Origin of the sequence: Pseudomonas sp. FSL R10-2189 (genome assembly GCF_009600325.1) — a bacterium.
Classification (GTDB): Bacteria; Pseudomonadota; Gammaproteobacteria; order Pseudomonadales; family Pseudomonadaceae; genus Aquipseudomonas; species Aquipseudomonas helleri.
Map to the genome: position 1 here is coordinate 102,471 of NZ_WIVZ01000012.1, position 21,983 is coordinate 124,453.

Annotated in this window: 19 protein-coding genes; 13 read left to right on the top strand and 6 right to left on the bottom strand. The window is 59.0% G+C overall.

Translation table 11 applies throughout. The annotated features are described in order from the left end of the window. Positions 1 to 3 precede the first annotated feature (3 nt). From GHO32_RS11465 to GHO32_RS11475, 4 genes are read left to right on the top strand one after another with little or no spacing between them, the layout of a single operon-like run. Entirely contained in the window at positions 4 to 1,572 is a 1,569-nt protein-coding gene (locus tag GHO32_RS11465; RefSeq protein ID WP_153336920.1) for an ABC transporter substrate-binding protein, read from the top strand. Continuing rightward, positions 1,572 to 2,831 (top strand): acyl-CoA thioesterase/bile acid-CoA:amino acid N-acyltransferase family protein, encoded by a 1,260-nt coding sequence (locus GHO32_RS11470; RefSeq protein ID WP_218581159.1) that lies wholly within the window; start codon positions 1,572 to 1,574, stop codon positions 2,829 to 2,831. Before GHO32_RS11465 ends, GHO32_RS11470 begins: the two co-directional genes overlap by 1 nt. Further along, a complete protein-coding gene (locus GHO32_RS26635; protein WP_153336263.1) occupies positions 2,828 to 3,343 on the top strand; it encodes a CMD domain protein in 516 nt (171 codons plus the stop codon). Before GHO32_RS11470 ends, GHO32_RS26635 begins: the two co-directional genes overlap by 4 nt. Further along, the gene (locus GHO32_RS11475; RefSeq protein ID WP_153336262.1) at positions 3,340 to 3,921 is read left to right on the top strand and encodes a peroxidase-related enzyme; all 582 of its coding nucleotides are present in this window, start codon (positions 3,340 to 3,342) and stop codon (positions 3,919 to 3,921) included. The genes GHO32_RS26635 and GHO32_RS11475 overlap by 4 nt, the downstream gene beginning before the upstream one ends. Before the next feature lie 255 nt (positions 3,922 to 4,176). On the opposite strand, the gene GHO32_RS27060 is transcribed toward GHO32_RS11475, so the two are convergent. The 3 genes from GHO32_RS27060 to GHO32_RS26470 all read right to left on the bottom strand — a co-directional run bounded on the left by GHO32_RS27060 (position 4,177) and on the right by GHO32_RS26470 (position 5,635). Continuing rightward, a complete protein-coding gene (locus GHO32_RS27060; RefSeq protein WP_368668445.1) occupies positions 4,177 to 4,698 on the bottom strand; it encodes a hypothetical protein in 522 nt (173 codons plus the stop codon). A gap of 131 nt (positions 4,699 to 4,829) precedes the next feature. Next, entirely contained in the window at positions 4,830 to 5,468 is a 639-nt protein-coding gene (locus tag GHO32_RS11485) for a helix-turn-helix domain-containing protein (RefSeq protein ID WP_088500284.1), read from the bottom strand. A 5-nt stretch (positions 5,469 to 5,473) separates the two neighbouring features. Further along, entirely contained in the window at positions 5,474 to 5,635 is a 162-nt protein-coding gene (locus tag GHO32_RS26470) for a hypothetical protein (protein ID WP_164488153.1), read from the bottom strand. A gap of 316 nt (positions 5,636 to 5,951) precedes the next feature. Here GHO32_RS26470 and GHO32_RS11490 point away from each other — a divergent pair, with 316 nt between their 5' ends. The 7 genes from GHO32_RS11490 to GHO32_RS11520 all read left to right on the top strand — a co-directional run bounded on the left by GHO32_RS11490 (position 5,952) and on the right by GHO32_RS11520 (position 12,674). Beyond that, entirely contained in the window at positions 5,952 to 6,989 is a 1,038-nt protein-coding gene (locus GHO32_RS11490) for an isopenicillin N synthase family oxygenase (protein ID WP_153336261.1), read from the top strand. Positions 6,990 to 7,017: 28 nt separating this feature from the next. After that, the gene (locus GHO32_RS11495; RefSeq protein WP_153336260.1) at positions 7,018 to 7,833 is read left to right on the top strand and encodes a MetQ/NlpA family ABC transporter substrate-binding protein; all 816 of its coding nucleotides are present in this window, start codon (positions 7,018 to 7,020) and stop codon (positions 7,831 to 7,833) included. Then, positions 7,830 to 8,810 carry a methionine ABC transporter ATP-binding protein gene (locus GHO32_RS11500; RefSeq protein WP_153336259.1) on the top strand — a complete coding sequence of 327 codons (981 nt, stop codon included), beginning with the start codon at positions 7,830 to 7,832 and terminating at the stop codon, positions 8,808 to 8,810. The genes GHO32_RS11495 and GHO32_RS11500 overlap by 4 nt, the downstream gene beginning before the upstream one ends. Then, positions 8,807 to 9,478: a methionine ABC transporter permease gene (locus tag GHO32_RS11505; protein ID WP_048389456.1), complete on the top strand. Its 672-nt coding sequence runs from the start codon at positions 8,807 to 8,809 to the stop codon at positions 9,476 to 9,478. The genes GHO32_RS11500 and GHO32_RS11505 overlap by 4 nt, the downstream gene beginning before the upstream one ends. 123 nt (positions 9,479 to 9,601) lie before the next feature. Then, positions 9,602 to 10,627, top strand: coding sequence for a GlxA family transcriptional regulator (locus GHO32_RS11510; RefSeq protein ID WP_153336258.1), 1,026 nt, complete (start codon positions 9,602 to 9,604; stop codon positions 10,625 to 10,627). 163 nt (positions 10,628 to 10,790) lie between these two features. Then, positions 10,791 to 11,594, top strand: a complete 804-nt coding sequence (locus tag GHO32_RS11515; RefSeq protein ID WP_306106475.1) for a hypothetical protein — start codon at positions 10,791 to 10,793, stop codon at positions 11,592 to 11,594. 24 nt (positions 11,595 to 11,618) lie between these two features. Then, positions 11,619 to 12,674, top strand: coding sequence for a linear amide C-N hydrolase (locus GHO32_RS11520; RefSeq protein WP_153332026.1), 1,056 nt, complete (start codon positions 11,619 to 11,621; stop codon positions 12,672 to 12,674). 155 nt (positions 12,675 to 12,829) lie between these two features. Here the strand turns inward: GHO32_RS11520 and GHO32_RS11525 are convergent, their stop codons facing one another. After that, positions 12,830 to 15,271: a TonB-dependent siderophore receptor gene (locus GHO32_RS11525; RefSeq protein ID WP_153336257.1), complete on the bottom strand. Its 2,442-nt coding sequence runs from the start codon at positions 15,269 to 15,271 to the stop codon at positions 12,830 to 12,832. Between the two features lie 290 nt (positions 15,272 to 15,561). On the opposite strand from GHO32_RS11525, the gene GHO32_RS11530 reads away from it, so the two are divergent. Beyond that, positions 15,562 to 16,599, top strand: a complete 1,038-nt coding sequence (locus GHO32_RS11530; RefSeq protein ID WP_153336256.1) for an ABC transporter substrate-binding protein — start codon at positions 15,562 to 15,564, stop codon at positions 16,597 to 16,599. Positions 16,600 to 17,162: 563 nt separating this feature from the next. After that, complete coding sequence (locus GHO32_RS11535) at positions 17,163 to 19,946, top strand: hypothetical protein (RefSeq protein ID WP_153336255.1); 2,784 nt, start codon at positions 17,163 to 17,165, stop codon at positions 19,944 to 19,946. A 449-nt stretch (positions 19,947 to 20,395) separates the two neighbouring features. Here GHO32_RS11535 and GHO32_RS11540 read toward each other — a convergent pair whose 3' ends face one another. Both GHO32_RS11540 and GHO32_RS11545 read right to left on the bottom strand, forming a co-directional pair. Then, positions 20,396 to 21,361, bottom strand: coding sequence for a FecR family protein (locus tag GHO32_RS11540; protein WP_153336254.1), 966 nt, complete (start codon positions 21,359 to 21,361; stop codon positions 20,396 to 20,398). After that, entirely contained in the window at positions 21,354 to 21,887 is a 534-nt protein-coding gene (locus GHO32_RS11545; RefSeq protein ID WP_153336253.1) for an RNA polymerase sigma factor, read from the bottom strand. The genes GHO32_RS11540 and GHO32_RS11545 overlap by 8 nt, the downstream gene beginning before the upstream one ends. Between the last annotated feature and the right edge of the window lie 96 nt (positions 21,888 to 21,983).

Here is a 21,983-nt window from a genome sequence, read left to right on the forward strand (position 1 = left end):
GCCATGAAACCGCTGCTGCTTACGTTACTGACCGCTGCACTGTTGACCGGCGCGGCGGGGGCCAGTGCCCAATCCCTGCGCATTGCCTACGCCGATCCGGTGTCGTCGCTGGATCCGCAATTGAACAACCATGCCGGTGATCGTTCATTGGCGCTGCATGTGTTTGAGTCGCTGCTGGAACGTCGCGATGACAAGACCTTGCCGGGGCTGGCCGAAAGCTGGAAAACCGTAGATGCCACCACGTGGGAGTTCTACCTGCGTAAGGACGTCAAATGGCAGGATGGCCAGCCGCTGACCGCCGATGACCTGGTGTATTCCCTGCAACGGGCGCGTAACGTTCCCGGCAGCGTGGCGCCGTATTCCAGTTCGCTGCGCACGGTCGAGTCGGTGAGCGCCCCTGACCCTTACACCTTGCGGGTCAAGACGTCTGAACCCAATCCATTGCTGTTGCAAAACATCGACTCGATTTACATCGTCAGCCGGCATGTCGGTGAGCACTCCAGCACAGCCGACTACAACAGCGGCAAGGCGATGATCGGCACCGGGCCATATCGGTTGGTGTCCAATGCCCAGGGCGACCGTACCCTGTTTGAGCGCAACACCGACTACTGGGGCAAGCCTGCAACGTGGGACACCGTTGACTACCGTTACATCGCCAACCCGGCCAGTCGCACGGCCGCCTTGCTGGCGGGGGACGTGGACGTGATCGACAAGGTGTCGCCCTCGGACGTGAAAAAACTCAGCGCTACCCCGAGTGTCAGCGTCTTTGCCTACCCCGGCTTGCGTGCGTTGCTGATTCAGCCGAGCTTCCGTGCGGGGCCCAACGAATTTGTTCGCGACAATGCGGGCCAGCCGCTGGCGCAAAACCCGCTGCGTGACGTGCGGGTCCGCCAGGCGCTGTCGTTGGCGATCAACCGCAAGGCAATCGCTGAGCGCATTTTGCAAAACACAGTGACCCCGGCCAACCAATGGATGCCGGCCAACACCTTCGGCTACAACCCGGCGGTCACAGACATCGCCAATGACCCGGCGCAGGCAAAAAAACTGCTGGCCGAGGCGGGCTACCCCGACGGCTTCCAACTGACCGTGCACGTGCCGGGTGATCGCTACCCGCTGGCCCCGGAAACCCTGCAAGCCGTGGCACAGTTCTGGGCGCGCATCGGGGTCAAGGTTGATCTGCAAGTGGTGCCGTGGTCGGTGTACGCCAGCCGCGCCAACAAAAACGAGTACGCGGTCACGGTGATCGCCTGGGGCAACGGCACCGGCGAGGCCAGTTACGGGCTGGCCAACGTGCTGGCTACGGCTGACGCCAGCAAAGGTCTGGGCTCATCAAACTGGGGGCGCTACAGCAACCCGCTGGTGGACCAGGCATTGCAACAGGCCTCGGCCGAGTTTGACGACAGCAAGCGCGAGGCCATTTTGCGCGAGTCAGTCAAGCTTGTGACCGACGACGTGGGCGTGTTGCCGCTGTTTCATTACCAGAACATCTGGGCGGCGCGTAAAGGGCTGCGGGTCGAGCCATGGCTCAGTGACCGGACCACGGCGATGATGGTCACCGAGGAAAAAAAGTAATGGCGCACCTGCATATCACCCCGGCCGACGGCTTGCTCGATGAGCCCCGGCAGATTGTCCTGGAAGGCTTGGCAGCGGGCGCGGGGGTGACCTTGACTAGCCAGACCGTGCGCGGCAACGGGCTGCTCTGGCGCAGTTCGGCGACGTTTATTGCCAATGCCCAGGGCCGGGTTGACCTGACGCAGGACGCGCCGGTGGCAGGCGATTACGCCGGCGTTTCGGCCATGGGCCTGTTGTGGAGCCAGCGGCCTGAGCATGGGCGCAGCTCGGCGGTGTTTCCTGACGCCATACTGCAGCCGTTGCTGACCCGCATCCAGGTACAAGGCAGCGATCTGGAACACACCCTGATCCAGCGCCTTGCCGCCCCCGGCGTGACGCGCCGCGAGATCCGTGAAGACGGCCTGGTCGGCACCTTGTTTGAGCCCGCAGGCACAGGCCCGCACCCGGCCGTGATGGTGCTTAATGGTTCTGGCGGCGGTATCAACGAAGCCCGCGCTGCGCTGTATGCCTCGCGTGGCTACAGCGCCTTGGCGCTGGGTTATTTCAAGGCGCCGGGCTTGTCGGATTACATCTCCAATACGCCACTGGAGTACTTCCAGCAGGGCTTGGCCTGGATACGCCGTGAACTGGCCCCGGCCCATGGCTTTGTCGCCCTCAGCGGGCAGTCGCGCGGCGGTGAACTGGTGCTCTTGCTGGGCAGCCTGTTCCCGGACTCGGTGAGCGCTGTGATCGGCTACGTGCCCAGTGCGCTGGTGCATGGCGGGCAAGCAGCGGCAGACCCGGCCGTTGGCCGCGATGGCCCGGCCTGGCTGCACAACGGCCAGCCTTTGGTGCATCTGTGGAACCACAACCGGCATGCCTCATGGGCCGCCCGCGATGCCGGGCAGCGCAATGCCGTGTCGATGAATACCGCGCTGCAAGACGAAGAGGCCGTGGAGCGGGCACGGATCGCCGTTGAGCGCATCCGCGGGCCGGTGCTGTTGCTTACCGCAGGTGATGACGCCGCGTGGCCTTCCAGCCATTTCGGGCAGATGGTCAGCCAGCGCCTTGCAAGGTTCGAACACCCGTGGCCGGTGGCGCAGCATGATTACCCGCAGGCCGGGCACAGCATTTTGCTGCCGTACATTCCCGCCACCTACAGCGACGACGGCGAACCGTCAGCCAATGCCCGGGCCAATGAGCAATCGTGGCTGGCCGTCAGGGATTTTCTGCATAACGCCGTGGCGGCACGCCGGGCGCAATCCAAGGAGTTGCAATGAACAGTTCTGCCACACCCGATCTGCTGGATCGGTTGTTACTCACGGCCGGAGGCCCGGTGCAACAGTTGCGTCAGGCCAGGGGCAAAGTGGTCAGCGCCACGCAAGGCAGTTATGAGGCGTTGTTCGATGCCGATTTGCCGGGCAACCTCAGCCTTGAAGAGCGCTTGCTGGTGGCCTGGTATGCCTGCCGATTGACCCCGCATGCACCCTTGGCCGCGCATTACCGCGAACCGCTGCAACTGTTGGCCACTGATGCGCAGACCTTGGCAGCTGTAGAGCAGGACGCATTGGCCGAACTGCAATCGACGCGCTTGCAGGCGATGCTGGGTTTTACCCGCACGTTGGTGCGCAACCCGGTCGAGGGTGACCGCGAGGCGCTCAATGCATTGCTGGCCGCAGGCCTTGAGACCATCGACGTGGTCACGCTGGGGCAGTTGATTGCTTTTATTTCCTACCAAGTGCGCCTGGCGGCGGGCCTTAGCGCACTGCAAGCACTGGAGCCTGCGCAATGAGCGAGTCATTGGATATTCAAGGCTTCACCAACCGCACCTTGGGCTGGAAGGCCTGGCTGCCGACTCTTGATCCGGCGCAAGCCAGCCCTGCGCAGCAGGCGGTGCTGGAAGAGAGTCACCCGCAGGCGAAAGTGTCGCAGTACTACCTGACGCTCATCCACCAGCCTGAGGTGCTGCGTCAGCGTTCATTGGCCTTCAACGCGATCATGTATGCCCCGGGCGGTTTGTCCCGTGCCGAGCGCGAACTGGCCAGCGCCGTGGTGTCGCGAATCAACCAGTGTGTGTTTTGCGCCTCGGTGCATGCCCAACGGTTCGAACAACTGGCCAAGCGCAACGACGCCATCGCCCAGGTGTTTGCCGACCCGCACACGGCGGGCACCACGCCACGGGAGCAGGCGATTGTGCAATTCGCCATTGACCTGACCCTGGCACCTGGTGAGTTACCGCCCGAGCGGCTGTTGGCATTGCGCGAACAGGGCCTGAATGACGCTGAAATACTCGACTTGATCCACGCGATCGCTATTTTTGCCTGGGCCAATCGTTTGATGCTCAACCTGGGCGAACCGGTGTGGCCTTAATTGATCACTGGTTAGACCGTTTATTTCTTTCAGGTCTTTAGATATTCCTCGAATGAATATCTATTGCGTCGGTATCGCTGTAGCAGCAGACAGATAATGCAGTTGCAACAAGTGTTTACCTGCAATGGCAGCGTTAAAGGCTGTATTGCTTGGGTAAACAGGCGGTGCAACGGCTATTTCTGCTGCTCGGCCGTCAGCTTGCGCGAGCCTCGGGGCGCTCTAAAATCGAATCCATATTTTCTACATGACTGTCGATTACGGAGTTTCGAACATGATGAACGCCATGCAAATGCCAATGAACACCTCCATGCCAATGATGCCGATGATGGGCATGCCGATGATGATGGCCACCATGCAGTGCGAAATGACCGACAAGGGCATGAAGTGCACCATGAAGCCAGCTGCGGGCATGGACATGGCGATGTTCAAAAACAACGCTGAAATGATGGCGATGATGATGAACTGCGGCATGCCGATGATGATGCAGTGCGCCAACATGTCGATGATGTGCATGTCTGAAGACGGCATGGCGATGATGAACAGCATGTCGAGCATGAACATGCCGATGATGATGCCAATGGGCATGCCGATGCCGATGATGAAATGCGTCATGGAATGCAAAATGGAAGCAGATTGCATGACCTGCATGATGATGCCGATGCCCGGCATGAGCATGGACATGATGAACAACTGCTGCATGCTGATGATGAAAATGATGAACGACTGCGCCATGCCGATGATGATGAGCTGCAACGGCATGCCAATGATGTGCTGCACCTGCTAACCCACCCCGTAGTCGCTGACGAGGAACGAGGCTGCGATGGGCTGCGCAGCGGCCCGCTTGACGGTTGCGGCCCGCTTGACGGTCCTTCGGCCCGTATCGCAGCCTGCGGCAGCGGCTACAGAATTTAGTCCAGGCGTTCGGGGTAGGTAATCACCAGAAACGCCACGGCCTCGCTGTCCGCCGGGTTGCGATAGCGGTGGGGCTGGTCGGCATAGAACAGGATCGAGTCCCCGGTCGAGAGTAAATAACGTTCTTCGTTAACGCTGACTTCCACCACACCCTGGGCCACCACCAGGTTCTCCTGAATGCCGGGGCCATGCCCCTCGGACACCTCTTCGCCCAACGGCTTGAGCCGAATCTCGTAAAACTCGGACTGGCGCGCCCTGTCGTAAGGGAACAACGCCCGGCTGGTGAACGCACCACTGGCACTGACCAGTCGCTTGCTCTGTTGCGCCGGCAGCAACTCAACCCCTTCAAACGCGCGATTTTCCAGAAACGCGGCCACCGAGACTTTCAGCCCCTTGGCAATTTTGCACAGCACCTTGATCGAGGGCACGCTGCGCCCGGACTCAATCTGCGCCAGCATCGCCCGACTCACACCGCTGGCGCGGGCCAGTGCATCCAGTGACAAATAGCGCTTGCTGCGCAGGCGTTGCAGGTTGAGGGCGACGCATTGGCCAATGGCGTCATCGTCGCCGTTATTACAGTCTTTGGCGGGGGGAGGGAGTTCGGGCAGATCGGGAACGGTATGCAGGTAATTCATCCACGTTACGCCCGGCGGGTATCACTGGACGAGCTCACCGGCGGGGCAAAAAACACGGCGATCCCGGCTCGTGCTGCGTACGCAGTCCACATCAGCTCAGCCGCCGCACGTGCCTGACGGCGTTTTCGGTAAAGGGCGAAATCAATGACATTGGCAGATACGGACATGGGCAGATCTCTTGGGCAGTGGCAACTCAATGGCTCCACAGTAATCCGTTGTTCTTATTTCTATAAATACTGAATTTTCATTTATTAATTCTATTTTGGACTTAGCGTGTCCACCTGTTCAGGCAAAAAACCTCTGTAGGAGCGAGCTTGCCTCGCGATCTTTTGATCTTTTAAAAGATCGCAAGGCAAGGTGAGTTTTTACCTAAGCTAATTCTAAAAAGGTATTGGATGGTGATTTTTAAGATCGTTTAGCTTTAATGAAACGCAGGGCAGTTGCATCGTCCGCGATCTTCATTGATTCACATGGGAGTGAAGCATGCCGCATACAAGGGATATCACCGCCTTGCCAGTCCTCGACTTGTCGCTGCTTGAAGGCACCGTGGCGCAGCGTCAGGGCTTTTTTGAGGAGTTGCGTAACGCGGCACGGGACGTTGGCTTTTTCTATTTGACCGGGCACGGCATCGACAGCGAGTTGTTGAGCCAAGTGCAACAGCATTCACGGCAATTCTTCGCCTTGCCCGACGCCGATAAAGCGGCCGTCGGGATGATCAACTCCCCCCACTTTCGCGGCTACAACCGCGCCGCTTCCGAGATCACCCGTGGCAAGCCTGACCTACGCGAGCAGTTTGACCTTGGCGCTGAGCGCGCGGTGCTACCCACTGACCCGAACAGCCCGTTTTGGGCACGTCTGCAAGGCCCGAACCAGTGGCCCGAAGCGCTGCCCGAGCTGAAACCTTTGCTGCTGGAATGGCAGCAGGCGATGACCGCCATGTCCTTGCGTTTGTTGCGCGCGTTTGCCCAGGCGCTGTCGCTGCCCGAGCAGGCCTTTGATCAGTTGTACGGCGACACACCCAATGAGCACATCAAGTTGATTCGCTATCCGGGCCAGGCAGCAGATGCCAGCAACCAGGGGGTTGGGGCACACAAGGATTCAGGTTTTCTGAGTTTTCTGTTGCAGGACCAGCAAGCAGGTTTGCAGGTCGAGGTTGAAGAGGGCCGCTGGATTGACGCACTGCCGCGCGCCAACACCCTGGTGGTGAACATTGGCGAGTTGCTCGAACTGGCGACTAATGGCTATCTGCGGGCCACCGTGCACCGCGTGGTGTCACCGGCCCAAGGCAGCGAGCGTTTGTCGATCGCGTTCTTCCTTGGTGCCCGACTGGATGCCGTCGTGCCGCTGTATCCATTGCCTGCGGCGCTGTTACGCGAGGCCCGTGGACCTGCCAGCGACCCGGACAACCCGTTGTTTCGGGATGTGGGCTGGAACTACCTCAAGGGTCGCCTGCGTTCGCACCCCGATGTCGCCCAACGTTATTACGCCGATGCACTGATTCCCAACGCGCTGAGCGCTTGAGTCCCTCACCCGATCAAGGATTTTGACCATGTTCAAACAAACAGGATTGACCCTGGCGGTGCTCGGCGGCTTGCTGACGTCTTACGATGCATTGGCGCTGGAAACCCTGCGAATAGCAGCAGACCCGGTGCCCCATGCGCAGATTCTGGAATACGTGCGCAAGATCGACCCGGAACTGAAGATCAAGGTGATCGAACTCACCAGCGGCATCAACGCCAACGAGCTGTTGGCCCACGGAGATGTCGATGCCAACTACACCCAGCACTTGCCGTATTTGAAGTCGCAGGAGCAGGCTTTGGGGCAAAAATTTGCCGTGGCCGCGACCGTGCACATCGAGCCGCTGGGTATTTATTCCCAGCGCCATAAAAGCTTTGCCGATGTGCCGGTCAAGGGCACCGTCGCCGTGCCCAATAACGTAACCAACCTCAGCCGTGCCCTGTATCTACTGCAAGACAACGGCCTGATCAAGCTCAAGCCTGGCTTCAACGACCCCGCCGCAGAGCAGGCAACCCCCAAGGACATCGCTGAAAACCCCAAACAACTGAAAATCCTCGAAGTGGAGTCGGCGCAGATACCACGGGCGCTGGGCGATCTTGATCTGGCGGTAATCAATGGCAACTACGCCCTGGAAGCCGGGCTGGTGCCTGCCAAGGACGCCTTGGGTCTGGAGAAGGTTGAGCACAACCCTTACGCCAATATTCTGGTGACCACCCCCAAGTTGCTGGATGACCCGCGCATCAAGCGCCTGGCCAAGGACCTGACGTCGCCCGAGGTGGCTAAGTTTATTACCGATTCCTATACCGGCTCGGTGTTGCCCGTGACCCAGGTGGGTGCCCAACCATGATCAGCATCGAGCAGTTGAGCAAGACGTACATACCGGGGCAGGCGCCTTCACTGGATCAAGTGTCATTGAGCATTCCAGACGGTGCCATCTACGGGATTCTTGGGCGTAGCGGGGCGGGTAAATCGACGCTGCTGCGCTGTCTCAACCTGCTCGAACGGCCCAGTGCCGGGCGTATTGTGCTGGACGGCGCAGACCTGACAGCGTTGTCAGATCGTGAATTGCGCCTGCAACGGCAACGCATCGGCATGATCTTTCAGGGCTTCAACCTGCTGCACTCGCGTAATGTTTTTGACAACATCGCCGTGCCTCTGGAAATTGCCAAGGTCAGTAAAGCGCAGCGTCAGGCGCGGGTGCTGGAGTTGTTGGATCTGGTAGGCCTGAGCGACAAGGCGCTGGCGTTCCCGTCGCAGTTGTCCGGCGGGCAGAAACAGCGGGTGGGCATCGCCCGGGCCCTGGCCGCGCGGCCTGCCTACTTGCTTTCTGATGAAGCAACCAGCGCCCTCGACCCGGAAACCACAGCTTCGATTCTTGAACTGCTGCGCGATATCAATCGCCAGTTGGGGCTGACCATCGTTCTGATCACCCACGAGCTGGACGTGGTCAAGTCCATTTGTGACCACGCCGCGTCACTGGCCAATGGTCGTCTGGTCGAGGCGGGGCCGATTGCTCAGCTGTTGGCCAACCCCGACTCTGCACTCGGTCGCTCCTTGTTACCGGGCTACAGCACTGCGCTGGGCAGTGACGCGCAGGTACTGGAACTGAGCTTTTTTGACTCGCTGCTGGCCACGCCAGTGCTCAGCGAATTGACTCGCCAGCAGGGTGTAGCAGTGGACTTGCTGGCCCAAGGAGTTGAGTCGGTTGGCGGGCAAAACGTGGGCCGTTTACGTGTGGCTTTGCGTCAGCCGGGCAGCGAACTGAAGTTGACCCAGGTCGTGGACTTTCTTAAACAGCGCGGCGTCAGGGTAGAACGCACATGAACCGAACCATCGATTGGAACGAGATTTTGCAACTGGTGTTCAATGCCACCGGAGAAACCCTGTACATGGTGCTGCTGGCGGGGCTGTTTACCCTGCTGATCGGCCTGCCTTTAGGGGTGTTGCTGTTTATCAGCCGCAGTGGCGGCATTTATCCGATGCCGCAATTGCATAAAAGCCTGGGCGGGCTGGTCAACCTTGGGCGTTCATTGCCGTTCGTGGTCATGCTCATCGCCTTGATCCCGCTGACCCGGCTTATTGTCGGCACCACGTTGGGCAGCACGGCGGCGGTGGTGCCCATCACCATTGGCGCCTTCCCGTTCTTTGCGCGAATTGTCGAAAACGCCCTGGACGAAGTCGACAAGGGCCGCATCGAAGCGATCCTCGCCATGGGCGGTGATCTGCGTGACGTGATCTTTAAAGTGCTGCTACCCGAAGCCTTGCCGGCGTTAGTGGCGGGCGTGACCTTGACCCTGGTCATGCTGATTGGCTTTTCATCCATGGCCGGGGTTATTGGCGGCGGCGGGCTGGGCGATTTGGCCATTCGCTACGGCTATCAACGCTTCAACAACCAGGTGATGGTGGTCACCGTCATCGTGCTGGTGGTTCTGGTGCAGAGCGTGCAAAGCCTGGGCGACCGGATGGTACGCTCGTTGGCGCATCGGCGTTGATCTGCGGGGCCTGGTGAACGCAGGCATTCACCCTTCACGGATGGAGTCAGCATTGTTCTGATAATCGATACCTGTGCAGGTATGATCGGCCCGGTACATGCGGCTGTTCGTTAACCTGACCAGATGGATCGAATCGTGATTGAGCGTCGTCAATTCAGTGCCGGCCTGAAAGGCAAAAACCTGCGCTATCTAACCGAAAACCCGGGTCTGGACCGGCCAACGGTGCGCGTGGGTTTTGTCCTGCTTGAGCACTTTTCTCTGCCAGCGTTTACCCAGGCGCTGGATGCCCTGATCACCGCCAACTTGTTGCGCCCAGGGTTGTTTGCCACCCAGACTTTCGGCTTGGCGCAAGGCGAGGTGGTCAGTGACCTGGGGCTGGTGATCCGGCCTGATTCGCAGCTTGATGCAGCGCAGCTCAACGCGCTGGATGTGCTGGTGGTGTGCGGCGGCTACCGCACTGAACTGAATAGCGATGAGGCGTTTACCCACGTGCTTAAAACCGCTGCGCACCAGGGCATTACCTTGGCCGGGTTGTGGAATGGCGCCTGGTTTCTCGGCAGTGCGGGGTTGCTGGAGGGCTATCGATGTGCGATTCACCCTGAGCATCGTCCGGCGTTGGCGGAAGTGTCCAAGACGGCGCATGTGACCAGTGAGCCATTTGTGATTGACCGCGACCGGCTCACGGCGTCCAGCCCCTCGGGGGCGATTCAGATGGCCCTTGCGTGGATCAAGAGCCTGCATGACAAAGCGCTGGTCGAAGGGGTCGAGGACATTCTGGCGTTTGAAGAGTCGCGTTATCGACGGATCAAACCCACGGAAAAAGTCAGCGTCAGCGCGCCCTTGCGCGAGGTGTTGAAACTGATGGATGCCAATCTTGAAGAGCCGCTGGAACTGGAACAGTTGGCGGTGTACGCGGGGCGCTCGCGTCGCCAGCTTGAGCGGTTGTTCAAGGAACAGCTGGGCACCACGCCACAGCGTTATTACATGGAACTGCGCATTACCGAAGCGCGCCGCTTGTTGCAGCACACCGAGCTGTCCCAGGTTGATGTGCTGGTGGCGTGCGGTTTTGTCTCGCCCAGTCATTTCAGCAAATGCTACAGCGCCTACTTTGGCTATCGGCCGTCCAAGGAAAAACGCTTGGTTAAATAGCGGTTGGGCGATGATTTAAAGACCGCGAGCACGCTCGCTCCAGGTTTTCGCGGGCATGTATTAGCGGTTCAGGATGGCTGTGCTATACACAGTGGTCAGAAATTTAGAACTTGCAGTCAGGAAGACGAAAGCGATGACACTGAGGCTAGTTGCGGCTAAGCAGATGTTCAGAATGATGTGCATTGCCTGGCCTTTAATGGGCGTTTACGCGACGGCAAATGCCGACGATTCCCAAGGCAAATCCAGTACTGATAAAGATGAATGGCTGGTGTTGGTCAGCCCCTTTGTCTGGGCCCCGGCCATGAATGGTCAAGTGGCGTTGGGCGGCGTTGATGCCAAGGCGGATGTCGGCTTTCGCGAGATTTTCAATAATCTCAACCGGGTCTTTATGGGCAACCTGGAAGTCACCAACCGCAAACTGGGCTTTTACCTGGACGGGGTCTACGCCAAGACCAGCCAGTCTGAGCGTGCCTACGGCCAGAAAATCGGCCTGGACATCACCCAGAGCACCCTGGCCGGGGGCGTGTATTACCGGGTGTATGAATACGCTTTGGGCGGTAACAATGTGTTTGGCGAGCCACGTAGCTGGCGGGTCGAGCCCACGGCGGGGCTGCGCTGGACCAAGCTGTCGACCAAGGTCGAGATCGACCCGGTGGGCTATAGCACCAAGAAAAAATCCGAGTGGACCGACCCGTTTGTAGGGCTGCGCATGCAGGCCGACCTGACTGATCGCTGGACGCTGTCTGGCGCGGCGGACACCGGCGGGTTTGATACCTCATCGAAAAAAACCTACAACACCCAGGCTTACCTCGGCTACCGCCTGTATCTGTTCGAAAACCCGACGATTGTGCGGGTCGGTTATCGGGTGCTGGCGCAGGAATATAAAAGCCGGGATTTTACCGGCAACACCTTTAAATACGATGTGACTCAGCGCGGCCCGGTGTTGGGCTTGTCCATGCGTTTCTAATCTGTTTTTGCAAGGATCAACGGAATGAAAAAGCCTGTTCTCAAAGCGCTGGTACTGGCGGTATCAGGGTTTGTTTTATCACTGCCATTGGCGCAGGCGTGCACCCGCTTGGTGTACTTGGGCGACGATCACAGCGTGATCACGGCCCGTTCCATGGACTGGAAAACCGACGTCGCGACCAACCTGTGGGTGTTTCCCAAGGGCATGCAGCGCACGGGTGAAGTCGGGCCTTCGTCCGTCAAGTGGACCTCCAAGTACGGCAGCCTGATTGCCAGCGGTTACGACATTTCCACCACTGACGGCGTCAACGAAGCCGGCCTCGCGGCCAACGTCTTGTGGCTGGTGGAGTCGGAGTATCCGCCGTTCAACAAGGACAAACCCGGCTTGAGCATTGCCGCTTGGGCGCAATACGTTCTGGACAACTTCAGCACCGTGGCCGAGGCCGTTGAAGTGCTCAAGACCGAGCCTTTCAATGTGGTGACTGCGCAAGTGCCAGGCGAAAGCCGCCTGGCCACGCTGCACCTGTCAATGTCTGATGCCTCTGGCGACAGCGCGATCATTGAATACATCGACGGCAAGCAAGTGATTCACCACAGCCGCAAGTACCAGGTGATGACCAACTCCCCGGCATTCGAGGCCCAGTTGGCGATGAACGCTTACTGGCAAGCAATTGGCGGCACGGTCATGTTGCCCGGTACCAACCGGTCTGCGGACCGATTTGCGCGTGCGTCGTTTTACGTGAACGCGGTGCCCAAGGATCAAGATGCGCGTTTGTCATTGGCCAGCGTGTTTAGCGTGATCCGCAACGTGTCGGTGCCTTACGGCATCACTACCCCCGGCGAGCCGAATATCTCCTCGACCCGCTGGCGCTCGGTTATCGACCACAAACAGGGGCTGTACTTTTTTGAGTCGGCCGTCACCCCGAATACATTCTGGGTGGACCTGAAAAAACTGGATCTGTCCCAGGCCACCGGCAAGGTCAAAAAGCTCGATCTGGGGCCGAATCAGAGCAACATCTTCTCCGGCGAAGTGTCGGGCCGCTTTGAAGTGGCAGCGCCATTCAAGTTTGAAGGCGCTTGATACAGGCTGTTTCTGCGAGGCCTGTCATTCACATTCACCGATCAGCCGTTGCTTGAATGCGCAGGCCGCCGGGGTTTTGGGGTTAGCCCCCAAACGGCGGTCCTGCGGCCCGCATCGCAGCCTTCGTACCTCGTCAGCGGCTACAGAGAACTGCGTTAGAAATCCCAGCGCGTGGTCACCATGAAGTTGCGCGGTTCGCCGTACACCGCCGAGTTATAGAAGCCGATGTTGGTGAAGTAGTATTTGTCGAACAGGTTGTTGACGTTCACCGTAGCCGAGAGGTTTTTGCTGATCTGGTAACGGGTCATCAGGTCAACCACCCAGTAGTTAGGCTGTTCAAACTTCTCGTACTGGCCGTGCGGTGAGTTCCAGATGTTTTGCCACGCGGTGTTCTGCCAGCGTGCGCCGCCGCCCACGGTGAATTTGTCCAGCTGGCCTTGCAGTTTGTAGCTGGTGTACACCTTGAACTGGTCCTGCGGTTCGAAGGTCGAGATTTTCTCGCCGTTGTCGTCGCGCACGATCTTGTGGGTGTAGCCGCCTTGTACCTGCCAGCCAGGGCTCAGCTCGCCCGAGAGTTCAAACTCAAAGCCTTTGGTCCGGGCTTTGGTGCCGACGAACGCATAGTTGGAAGGGGTCGGCTTGAGGTTGTTGTAGGCATCATCGGGTACTGAGCGGTTGCTTTCCTTGATTTCGAAGTAAGCCAGGCTGGCGTTCAGGCGGCCTTCCAGGAACTCGGCCTTAAGCCCCACTTCGTAGTTCTCGCCTTTGTCCGGATCAATCAGGCGATCATTTCGATCGCGGTTGTAGTTTTCCTGCGGAATGAAAATATCGGTGTAGCTGGCGTACACGGAGTAGGTGTCATTCAGGTCGTAAATGGCCCCGACATACGGGATGAAGCGCCCGGATTCGCGGTACGACGGCGTGTTGCCGGTCATGTGGTAGTCCACCACGCGGCCACCGACCAGCACTTTCAAGTCATCAGTGACGTTGAAACGGGTGGTCATGTAGGTGCCGGTCTGGCGAATCACGTCGTCGGTGTATTGCCCAACAGGCCCCCAGGCCGGTTTTTCGGCATGGCCGTCCCAGTTGTTGAAGTCCACCAGATTGGTGCCCTGGTAGATGGGGTTCCAGTAGCCTTGACCCTTCCAGTGGGCCGAGCTGATCGAGCCGCCAAGGACCATTTCATGTTCGCGACCAAACAGCTGGAAGGGGCCGCTCACATACAGGTCGGCCGAGTTGCTGCGCGTGTTGCCCACGTAGCGTTGGGCATTGATCGGGGTGGTGCCGTCTTCATACGGGTAGTCACCCTGGATCGAGCCCATTTGTGCATCGTAGCCATTGAGCTTGTGGTCCAGTTGCAGCTTGGTCACCCAGCCTTCGCCCAGGTCATGTTCAAGCGTGGCGAACACGGTGCGGGTGTATTGCTTCCAGTTGCTCCAGTCGGTGCCGTTGTTGAACGAGCGTTTGACGCTGTTGAGGTCGCCCTTGGCGTTGATCAGCGGGTAGCTGCCGGACCAGCTCGACCCCATGGGTTTGTTGTCCTGATAGTCGCCGCCCACGGTCAGTAGTGTGTCGGGCGTGAGGTCAAATTCGAGAATCCCGTAGAACACTGAGGTTTTGCGCGAGTAGTGGTCCTGGTACGAGTTTTTGTCCTGATAGGCCGCTACTGCGCGGCCACGTACGTTGCCGGTTTCGGTCAGGGGGCCGCTGACGTCCACTTCGCTGCGGTAGTCGTCCCACGAGCCCGCACCGAGCGTGGCATGGCCTTTGAACTCGGAGGTGGGCTTTTTGCGCACCAGGTTAATAACCGCGCCCAACGAGCCGGCCCCGGTGAGAAGGCCGGTTGAGCCCTTGATCACTTCAATGCGGTCATAAATGGCCGTGTCGCTCAGGGTGTTGCCCGACGAATAGCCGACGTTGGTGGTGGCCGAAGGGATGCCGTCGTACTGGAAGTTGCTGATCGAGAACCCGCGTGCGTAGTAGTTGCTGCGGTCACTGTCATAGGCCGACACGGTGATGCCGGGGGTGTGACGCATCACGTCGTCGACGTTGTTGAGGCCGAAGTCGTCCATGTGCTGGCGGGTGACGACGGTGACTGTTTGCGGTGTTTCACGCGGTGTCAGCACCAACCGGGTGGCGGTGGCGATGGTGCCCGGCGTGTAGGACCCCGAGCCTTCGGTCACAGTACCCAGCAGGTTGGTGGTGACCGCTGTCGCGCCCAGCTCCAGTGCCGAACCGGTTTGCGGCACCGGCGCCAGCACCACGGCATTTTCGCCACTCGACTGGGCTTCAAGGCCGCTGCCGCTCAGCAACTGAGTCAAGGCCTGGCGGGTGGTCATGGTGCCGTTGACGCCCGGCGAGGTAATGCCTTGAGCCATGTCTGCGGAGTAGGCGATTTGCAGCCCGCTCTGGGTGCTCAGTTGGTCCAGCGCGTTGGCCAGCGGCTGGCGGGCAATCGCGAAACTGTGGGTGTCCAGCGCTGTATTGCTGACGGAGGTGGTTGCGGGCTCGACGGCCTGAACGTTGCTGTATGCGAGGAAAACAGCGAGCGCCAATGCGCTGCGTGCATAGGTGGTGTTGAGGGTAGGAAAGTACATGCGAGCCCCGAGTGAATAGGAAGTATTTGCAATAACAAACACCTTGACGGGTTGAGCGCACGAAAGCCGTAAAACTTTTTGAATTTTTTTTGCGCGGGGCTGCTTCTGCCTGCAATGAAGTGCATGGGGGTCTGCGATTGTTTAGTCAAAACCGATCCAAGCATCAGGAAAGCAGACTTTTACCCTCAATAGCACCGTGCCACCTTACGACGTTCATTCAGCCCGCAACAGGAGAGCAAGACCCATTCGAGTGATGTGCAATCACCCTTGAACAGTAGGAGATAACAATAATGATCAAAGCTCTGAAATTCGCAGTTCTGGCAACGGGGATCGTTACTGCCAGCCACGGCCTCGCGGCCGACCTCACCATCGTTTCGTTTGGCGGCGCCAACAAGGACGCCCAAGTAAAAGCCTTCTACAAGCCTTGGCAAAAGGCCGATGGCAGCAAGGTGATTTCCGGTGAATACAACGGGGAAATGGCCAAGGTCAAAGCCATGGTCGACACCGGCAGTGTGTCCTGGAACACCGTGGAGGTGGAGTCTGCCGAGCTGGCCCGCGGCTGCGACGAGGGCATGTTTGAAACCCTCGATCCGGCACAAATCGGCCTCGACCCCAAAGACTTCGTGCCGGGTGCCATCCAGCCGTGCGGCATCGGTTTTCTCGTCTACTCGACGGTCCTGGCCTACAACACCAAGAAGCTGAAAGAGGCGCCTACCGGCTGGCAGGACTTCTGGGATGTCGAGAAATTCCCGGGCAAGCGTGGCCTGCGCAAGCTGGCTAAATCGACCCTGGAGTTTGCCTTGATCGCTGACGGCGTTGCGCCTGCCGAGGTCTACACCACCTTGGCGACCAAGGCCGGTCAGGACCGTGCCTTTGCCAAACTGGACCAGATTAAACCGCACATCCAATGGTGGGAGGCCGGTGCCCAGCCGCCGCAGTTTTTGGCTGCCGGTGACGTGGTGATGAGTTCCGTCTACAACGGACGGCTCTCGGCCGAGCAAAAGAAAAAGTATGACCTGGACCTGGTCTGGAACGGCGGGCTCTACGAGTTCGATTCCTGGGCTATCCCCAAAGGCGCCAAGCACCAAGACAAGACCCGCGAGTTCATCGCTTTTACGTTAAAGCCTGAGCAGCAGAAAAACTTCTCCGAAAATATCGACTACGGCGCCGCCAACATGCGCGCCATGGACCTGCTCGACAAGGCCCGGATCGCCGAACTGCCCACCGCGCCTGCCAACCTGGCGCAGCAGATCCCGGTGGATGCGCTGTTCTGGGCCGATCACGGTGAGCAACTGGAACAGCGTTTCAACGCCTGGGCTTCGCGCTAACCTGAATGACATCGCCATGGTGGGTGTGCCATGGCGGTCGTCCTAATCGTATGCGGCTTTGTTTATCAGGATTCGTCAACTCGGCAATCACGAGCACTCAATACGAAGTCCGCACAGCTCCCAGTAAAGTCAGGCCGCGACAGTTTTTAATTCCCTGTGCTTTAGCCTAGGACAATTACCGTTCGCCCTCTTGTAGGACGCTTCCCAAAGTTACTCCTTGCGCATTTTTAGCGTTGCGAGTGCCTTTTCCGTTATCTAGTGTTGGTATGTCGCTGCCGTGTTCCTTCGTCCGATCTGGAGACTCATTCCCTGCATCGCAGCGTGTGGTTCGACATCGTGTCCTTGAGCCGCTTCCTGGGAGCGGACCCGGAGTTCTCGTGGGATCTGGAGGAGTGGGTGGCCCATTACTGTGCATGCCGTGAGATTCCCGCCCACTATTACGATCTGCAGAAAATCCGCGACTGCCTGCAACGTGTACAGGCCTTGGGGCCTGGTCGGATGTATTACGAGCAGGCGCTGCCATGAGGTGGATGTACTGCTTTACACCGGCATTGTGCTATCGGATGGCCGCTCCCTCTGAAGGACGATCCTTTGCCGATGGTATTTTCGGCTTGGTCTTTAGCGTTGCGCCCTGGGCGGTCGGCGCTTATGTGCTGGTGTCGTTATTGCAATACAGCGTGCCGTTGTTGTTCATCTATAGGCTGAGCACTCTGGTGACTTCCCAGGGAAGTGCCGATGTCACGCTCCTGCTGTTCTTGGCCATCAGCGGTTTTTTGCTGGTGGTGAGCGAGCTCAATCTGGAACGCTACATCTCCTTGAGGTTATGCCGCGAGTTCGAGCGCCTTTTGGCGCGTAAAATGCACCTCCGGGTAGAGGTCTCGGTGCTGGAACGGGTAGTTTCGCGGGATTTCAGCATCATTCTCGACGGAATCGGTGCCTGCGTTAACCTGTTGGCGATTCCGGTTTTCCTGTTGCTTTCAATCCTGCTGGCGTTGTTGGTCTTTGGCCCCGCAGGGTTCTGGGCGGTTGCGGTGATCGGTGCATTCCTGCCGCTTTCCTATCTGTTGGCCAGGCTCTCGGACCATAATTACAAGCGGATCATGGACAGGGTGGCACAGCGTATCGAACAGTGTTCGGTATGGTTACGCGAAGGACCGTGGCTCAAGCAGTTCGCTGACCGCACAGCCTTGCAGAGTATTGAGCGGACGCTGGCGGGCGAACGCTTCCTGCGAAACGTGGATACGCTCCTGCGCGGTGCCGACAGCTATATCATCGGTTTCGGCCGCCTGATTCCTTTTGTCTTGCTGGGGCTGCTGGGCACCTCTGAATCGGCTATGGTCTGGGACGGGGCGATTTTCTGGCTGAGCATTCCGTTGCTGGCGGCGGTGCTCGCATTACCCCGTTCGTATGTGAGTTACAAGGCTGTCGGCCGCTCTCTGAAAGAGCTCAATGGCCTGTATCAGAATTCCTCCAGGCATTCGCTATTACCCCCAGTTGCAGCCGATAAGGCGTGCGGTTTGATCGCGTTCGATGCCGACTGGCCGATCTGGCCCGGGTCTCTGATCGAGCTGATTCCTGGCCCGCTGGAGAGCCAACGCGAAGATCTGCACGCGTTGCTGGGTGCTTTGCGTCTGATACCCGAGCTAGGACAGGACCCACATCAGGTCCTGCAACTGCCTGTCGAGCTGAACGGGAGCAACCTCTCAGCCGGGCAGCGCTTGCGTTTGCAACTGCTGCGTGGGGTATTTATGGCTCGTGCCCAGGATGGGACCCTAAGTATTGATCACGACTTGTCGGCGTTGGATGCTACGGCTGCGTTGGCAGTGAAAGACGCTTTGGAGCGCCTGCCTTGGGTAAGCTTCAGCCCATCGGCCACAAGGGCGATAGCGCTGCGCGAAGGCCCGCTGGCCCAAGTCGGCGAGCGGATGGCTTCGCCAGTGCCTGCCAGAGACCCGCCGTCCGCCCGCTTCAGTCTCGCCGATCTGTTCAAGTACTGTGGCTGGGGTGTGTTGATGTTGTGGGTGCCGGCACTGATGATGAGCTATGCGGCCAACCTGACGCTGCCAGAGGCCGGTTATTCGCCGTGGCAGGTTCTGTTGTATGTCGTGGCCGGGGTAGGAGCAGGAATCGCGGGCGGGCTATTTATCGAGAATCTGTTGCGCAGCCGCTTTTCCCGCTTGTTCATCGTTGGCCTGCGCGACATCCGGGTCACCGGCCTGGCTGATGCGTTGCAGGTGGTTTCTCGCGATATCACCACTACATTCGAACGCATTGCCTGGTATGCCCACGACATTGCCTGGATCATCGCGTTGTTGCTGTGCAATGGCGTGGCCTTGTGGATGGGGTTTGGCCTGTTCGGCATCGCCGTGGCGCTACTGTTCAGCGGTCTGCTGGCGGTGTTGTATCGTCTTTCGATCAACGAGCTGTATCGAACTCGAGTCGAGAGCGTGAAGGGATTCGACTCCCTTCTACGCTCGGCCCATGTGGCGTTTGCCATTTCCCGGATCGCTGGCGTGGGTTTCGAACGCTTGGGCGACTGGCTGGCGCTGACCCAGCGGGACGCGATAGCTGATGGGCTGCAGCATTTCTACACTACCCGCATGCGCAGCGTGATCGCCCGCACCATCACTGCGGCCAGTTGCACCTTGCTCAGCGATCTGGTGATTGTCCTGGTGGCCCTGATGGGCAGTTTTTATCAGACCCGCGAATCGGCTTTTGTGCTCGCGGTCACGGCCTTGCTGCTGGTGCGTTCCGACCTGGCCAATGTGTTTCTAGCCATCACGGGGTTCAAATCGCAGTCGGTGTCGGTGGAGCGCCTGCAACATTTTGCCCGGCCTAAAAGCTCGGTGGCTGTTGTGATCGCCGGGCAGAGCCTGCGCATCGCGCCCTTTATCGCTCAACGTGCCTATCGCGCTCTGCATCTGGAACTGGGCCGGTTGTATTCGCTGTCTGGCCACTCCGGATCCGGCAAGAGCGAGTATCTCAAGGGCGTGGCGGGTATCACCGATGTGGTCATAGAAGAACCGGGCGCGACGCCGGACCTGACATCAACCCGCTATTACCTGGACAGCAATACCCTGGCGTTGCTCAGCGGTGCGCCCGGGGCAAGCAGATGGCTGGATACCTGGCTGAGCACATTGCCGAAGGAACGCCACCATCTTTTATTGCTGGATGAGCCGTTCAGCGCTTTGCCCTCCGAACAACTGGCCGAGCGTGTGCAGGCGCTGCATCGTTTCGTCGAGCGTAGCGGCAACACCTTGGTGTTGGTGGATCATCGTTGCCGACTGGAACATGACATCGAGCTCGGCGAGCTGGTCAGCGGCGACCGGCCCAGGAACGCGGTCTAAGTGACAGTTGCTCGTTGGGCCGTGACGATACGCAACTCCTATCAAACATGAAATAAGTGATTGATTCTAAAGGCCCTGTAGGAGCGAGCTTGCTCGCGATCTGTTGATCTTGATCTGGCTTTTGCTCTTGATCTAAGAGGCCCCGTTAAACCACGCTGGCCGATCGCGGCGGCCCACGAAGCAAGGCCTGTGGTGAGGGCATGCCGAGCCACAGCGAGGCACCGAGGGGTTGGGGCAAAAAGCGTTTGGCCACTTTGCGCTTTTCAAAGTGGCACGGCGTAAGGCCGGAACCCTAAGTGGCCGTTGCCGCAGCAACGGATATGTACAAAAAATCAAGGCCTGTCACCACGCCTCTCCCGAAGGAGAGGGAGCCGATTGGGGGATGCTGAAGATACTCGCTGTCCTGTTTGCTGCGCGACAGCGCGGCGTCGAAGACGGGGCGGTCACTCTTAATGAATCACCAGCATGCCACCGGGCAAACGCGTCAGTCGGGTTGAAGTGACTTTATTCAGCGCTTCAACGATTGCCACGGGGTTGTTCAGTTGGTAATTGCCGCTGACACGGTGTTTGGCCGCCGTTTCGTTGAACAACAGGATGGGCTGCGGGTAGTAACGCCCGAGGGTGTTCAGCACCTGCGCCAGTGGCTGGTCCTGAAATGACAGTCGGCCTTGCACCCAGGCCATTTGCCGTTCAGCACCGTCGCTGTTGAGGTCTTGCAGGTGACCGTTTTCGAATTGTTGCCAGTTGCCGGCCTGCAACAGGCTTTGCTCACCGGCCTTGTCGGTAAAGCGCACCTTGCCTTCACGTACTGCGACGGTAACGTCCTCGCCCTGTAGGGCCACGCTGAATTGGGTGCCGACCACGGTGACGCGGGCGTCGGCGGCGTCGATTTCCAGCGGGCGCGATGGGTCATGGGAGGCTTCGATAAAAAACTCACCCCGCAATAAGCGGATGCGCCGGTGATCGGCGTTGATGTCGGTGCTGATGGCGCTGTTGCTGCCCAGCAGAATCTGCGAGCCATCGCCCAGGGTGAGGTGTCTGACCTCTGCCACGGCAGTCATTTGATCGGCGCGCAGGTGCATCGGCAGGTCGGACAACCAGGCGCTGGTGAGCATGAGCAGCAGCATCGCCGCAGTGGCAAACGCCCACGCCTTGCGCGGCTTGTGGGCCGGGGCGGCGGGCAGGTCGAGATCCACGTCAAGGCTGCGCAGCGCCTGCTCGAACGCATGGCTTTGCCACAGGTTTTCCAGGGTCTGGTAGGCGGCGCTGTGTTCGGGGTTTGCCATACGCCATTGTTCAAAGCGTTGACGCAAGGCGGGTTGCCGGGCCATTTCTTCGCGCTGGGCGAACCAGTCGGTTGCCTGACGTTGCACGTGCTCGCTGGGTACAACAGGGGCGGTGGGTGAGTCAGTCATGGGCGGCTTGCTTCTGGATGGCTTTGGCGCAGGCATTAAGCGCAGTACGCAAATCTTTTTCAACCGTACTGATCGAAACATCCAGGCGCTGGGCGATTTCTCCTTTGGACAAGTCCTGTAATCGGCTCAGCACCAGAATCTGTTGCTGGCGCTTGGGCAAGGTCTTGAGGGCAGCCTGAAACTGCTTCAAAGACTGCTGGCCTTGCAACTGACTGTCCGGGCCGGGGGCGGTGGTGGCGATTTCGGTCAAATGGCGCTCATCGTTGACCTGGCACTCAAAGCGCCTTTTGCTGCGTAAGCTGCGCAGGTGATCGAAGGCCAGGTAGCGGGCGGTCTGATACAAAAAAGGGTGCAGAAACTCCACTGGCCGGGTTTTCAGCGCATTGGCCACTTTTACATAGGTTTCCTGCGCCAGGTCTTCTGCCAGGCTGGCGCAGCCCACCACCCGCGAGAGCATCCGCACCAGCGAAACCCGCTGGTTGATGAAAAGCTCGCTCAGTTTTTGCTGACTGTCCTCTGTACTCATGCTGAACCGCTCCCGCCATTCCCACGCAAATCCAGCGTGCTCGGGGAGCATTCTAATGAGAACCAGTATCATTTCCACATAATTTTTTATCAGCCC

Excerpts from the sequence above, each read along its gene's own strand:
- GHO32_RS11505 (WP_048389456.1), top strand. The coding sequence starts at position 8,807 with ATGAACCGAACCATCGATTGGAACGAGATTTTGCAACTGGTGTTCAAT.
- GHO32_RS11520 (WP_153332026.1), top strand. The coding sequence starts at position 11,619 with ATGAAAAAGCCTGTTCTCAAAGCGCTGGTACTGGCGGTATCAGGGTTT.
- GHO32_RS11465 (WP_153336920.1), top strand. The coding sequence starts at position 4 with ATGAAACCGCTGCTGCTTACGTTACTGACCGCTGCACTGTTGACCGGC.
- GHO32_RS11475 (WP_153336262.1), top strand. The coding sequence starts at position 3,340 with ATGAGCGAGTCATTGGATATTCAAGGCTTCACCAACCGCACCTTGGGC.
- GHO32_RS11530 (WP_153336256.1), top strand. The coding sequence starts at position 15,562 with ATGATCAAAGCTCTGAAATTCGCAGTTCTGGCAACGGGGATCGTTACT.
- GHO32_RS11535 (WP_153336255.1), top strand. The coding sequence starts at position 17,163 with ATGGCCGCTCCCTCTGAAGGACGATCCTTTGCCGATGGTATTTTCGGC.
- GHO32_RS11545 (WP_153336253.1), bottom strand. The coding sequence starts at position 21,887 with ATGAGTACAGAGGACAGTCAGCAAAAACTGAGCGAGCTTTTCATCAAC.
- GHO32_RS11495 (WP_153336260.1), top strand. The coding sequence starts at position 7,018 with ATGTTCAAACAAACAGGATTGACCCTGGCGGTGCTCGGCGGCTTGCTG.
- GHO32_RS11485 (WP_088500284.1), bottom strand. The coding sequence starts at position 5,468 with ATGAATTACCTGCATACCGTTCCCGATCTGCCCGAACTCCCTCCCCCC.
- GHO32_RS11510 (WP_153336258.1), top strand. The coding sequence starts at position 9,602 with ATGGATCGAATCGTGATTGAGCGTCGTCAATTCAGTGCCGGCCTGAAA.
- GHO32_RS11540 (WP_153336254.1), bottom strand. The coding sequence starts at position 21,361 with ATGACTGACTCACCCACCGCCCCTGTTGTACCCAGCGAGCACGTGCAA.
- GHO32_RS11490 (WP_153336261.1), top strand. The coding sequence starts at position 5,952 with ATGCCGCATACAAGGGATATCACCGCCTTGCCAGTCCTCGACTTGTCG.
- GHO32_RS11470 (WP_218581159.1), top strand. The coding sequence starts at position 1,572 with ATGGCGCACCTGCATATCACCCCGGCCGACGGCTTGCTCGATGAGCCC.
- GHO32_RS26470 (WP_164488153.1), bottom strand. The coding sequence starts at position 5,635 with ATGTCCGTATCTGCCAATGTCATTGATTTCGCCCTTTACCGAAAACGC.
- GHO32_RS11525 (WP_153336257.1), bottom strand. The coding sequence starts at position 15,271 with ATGTACTTTCCTACCCTCAACACCACCTATGCACGCAGCGCATTGGCG.
- GHO32_RS11515 (WP_306106475.1), top strand. The coding sequence starts at position 10,791 with ATGTTCAGAATGATGTGCATTGCCTGGCCTTTAATGGGCGTTTACGCG.
- GHO32_RS11500 (WP_153336259.1), top strand. The coding sequence starts at position 7,830 with ATGATCAGCATCGAGCAGTTGAGCAAGACGTACATACCGGGGCAGGCG.
- GHO32_RS26635 (WP_153336263.1), top strand. The coding sequence starts at position 2,828 with ATGAACAGTTCTGCCACACCCGATCTGCTGGATCGGTTGTTACTCACG.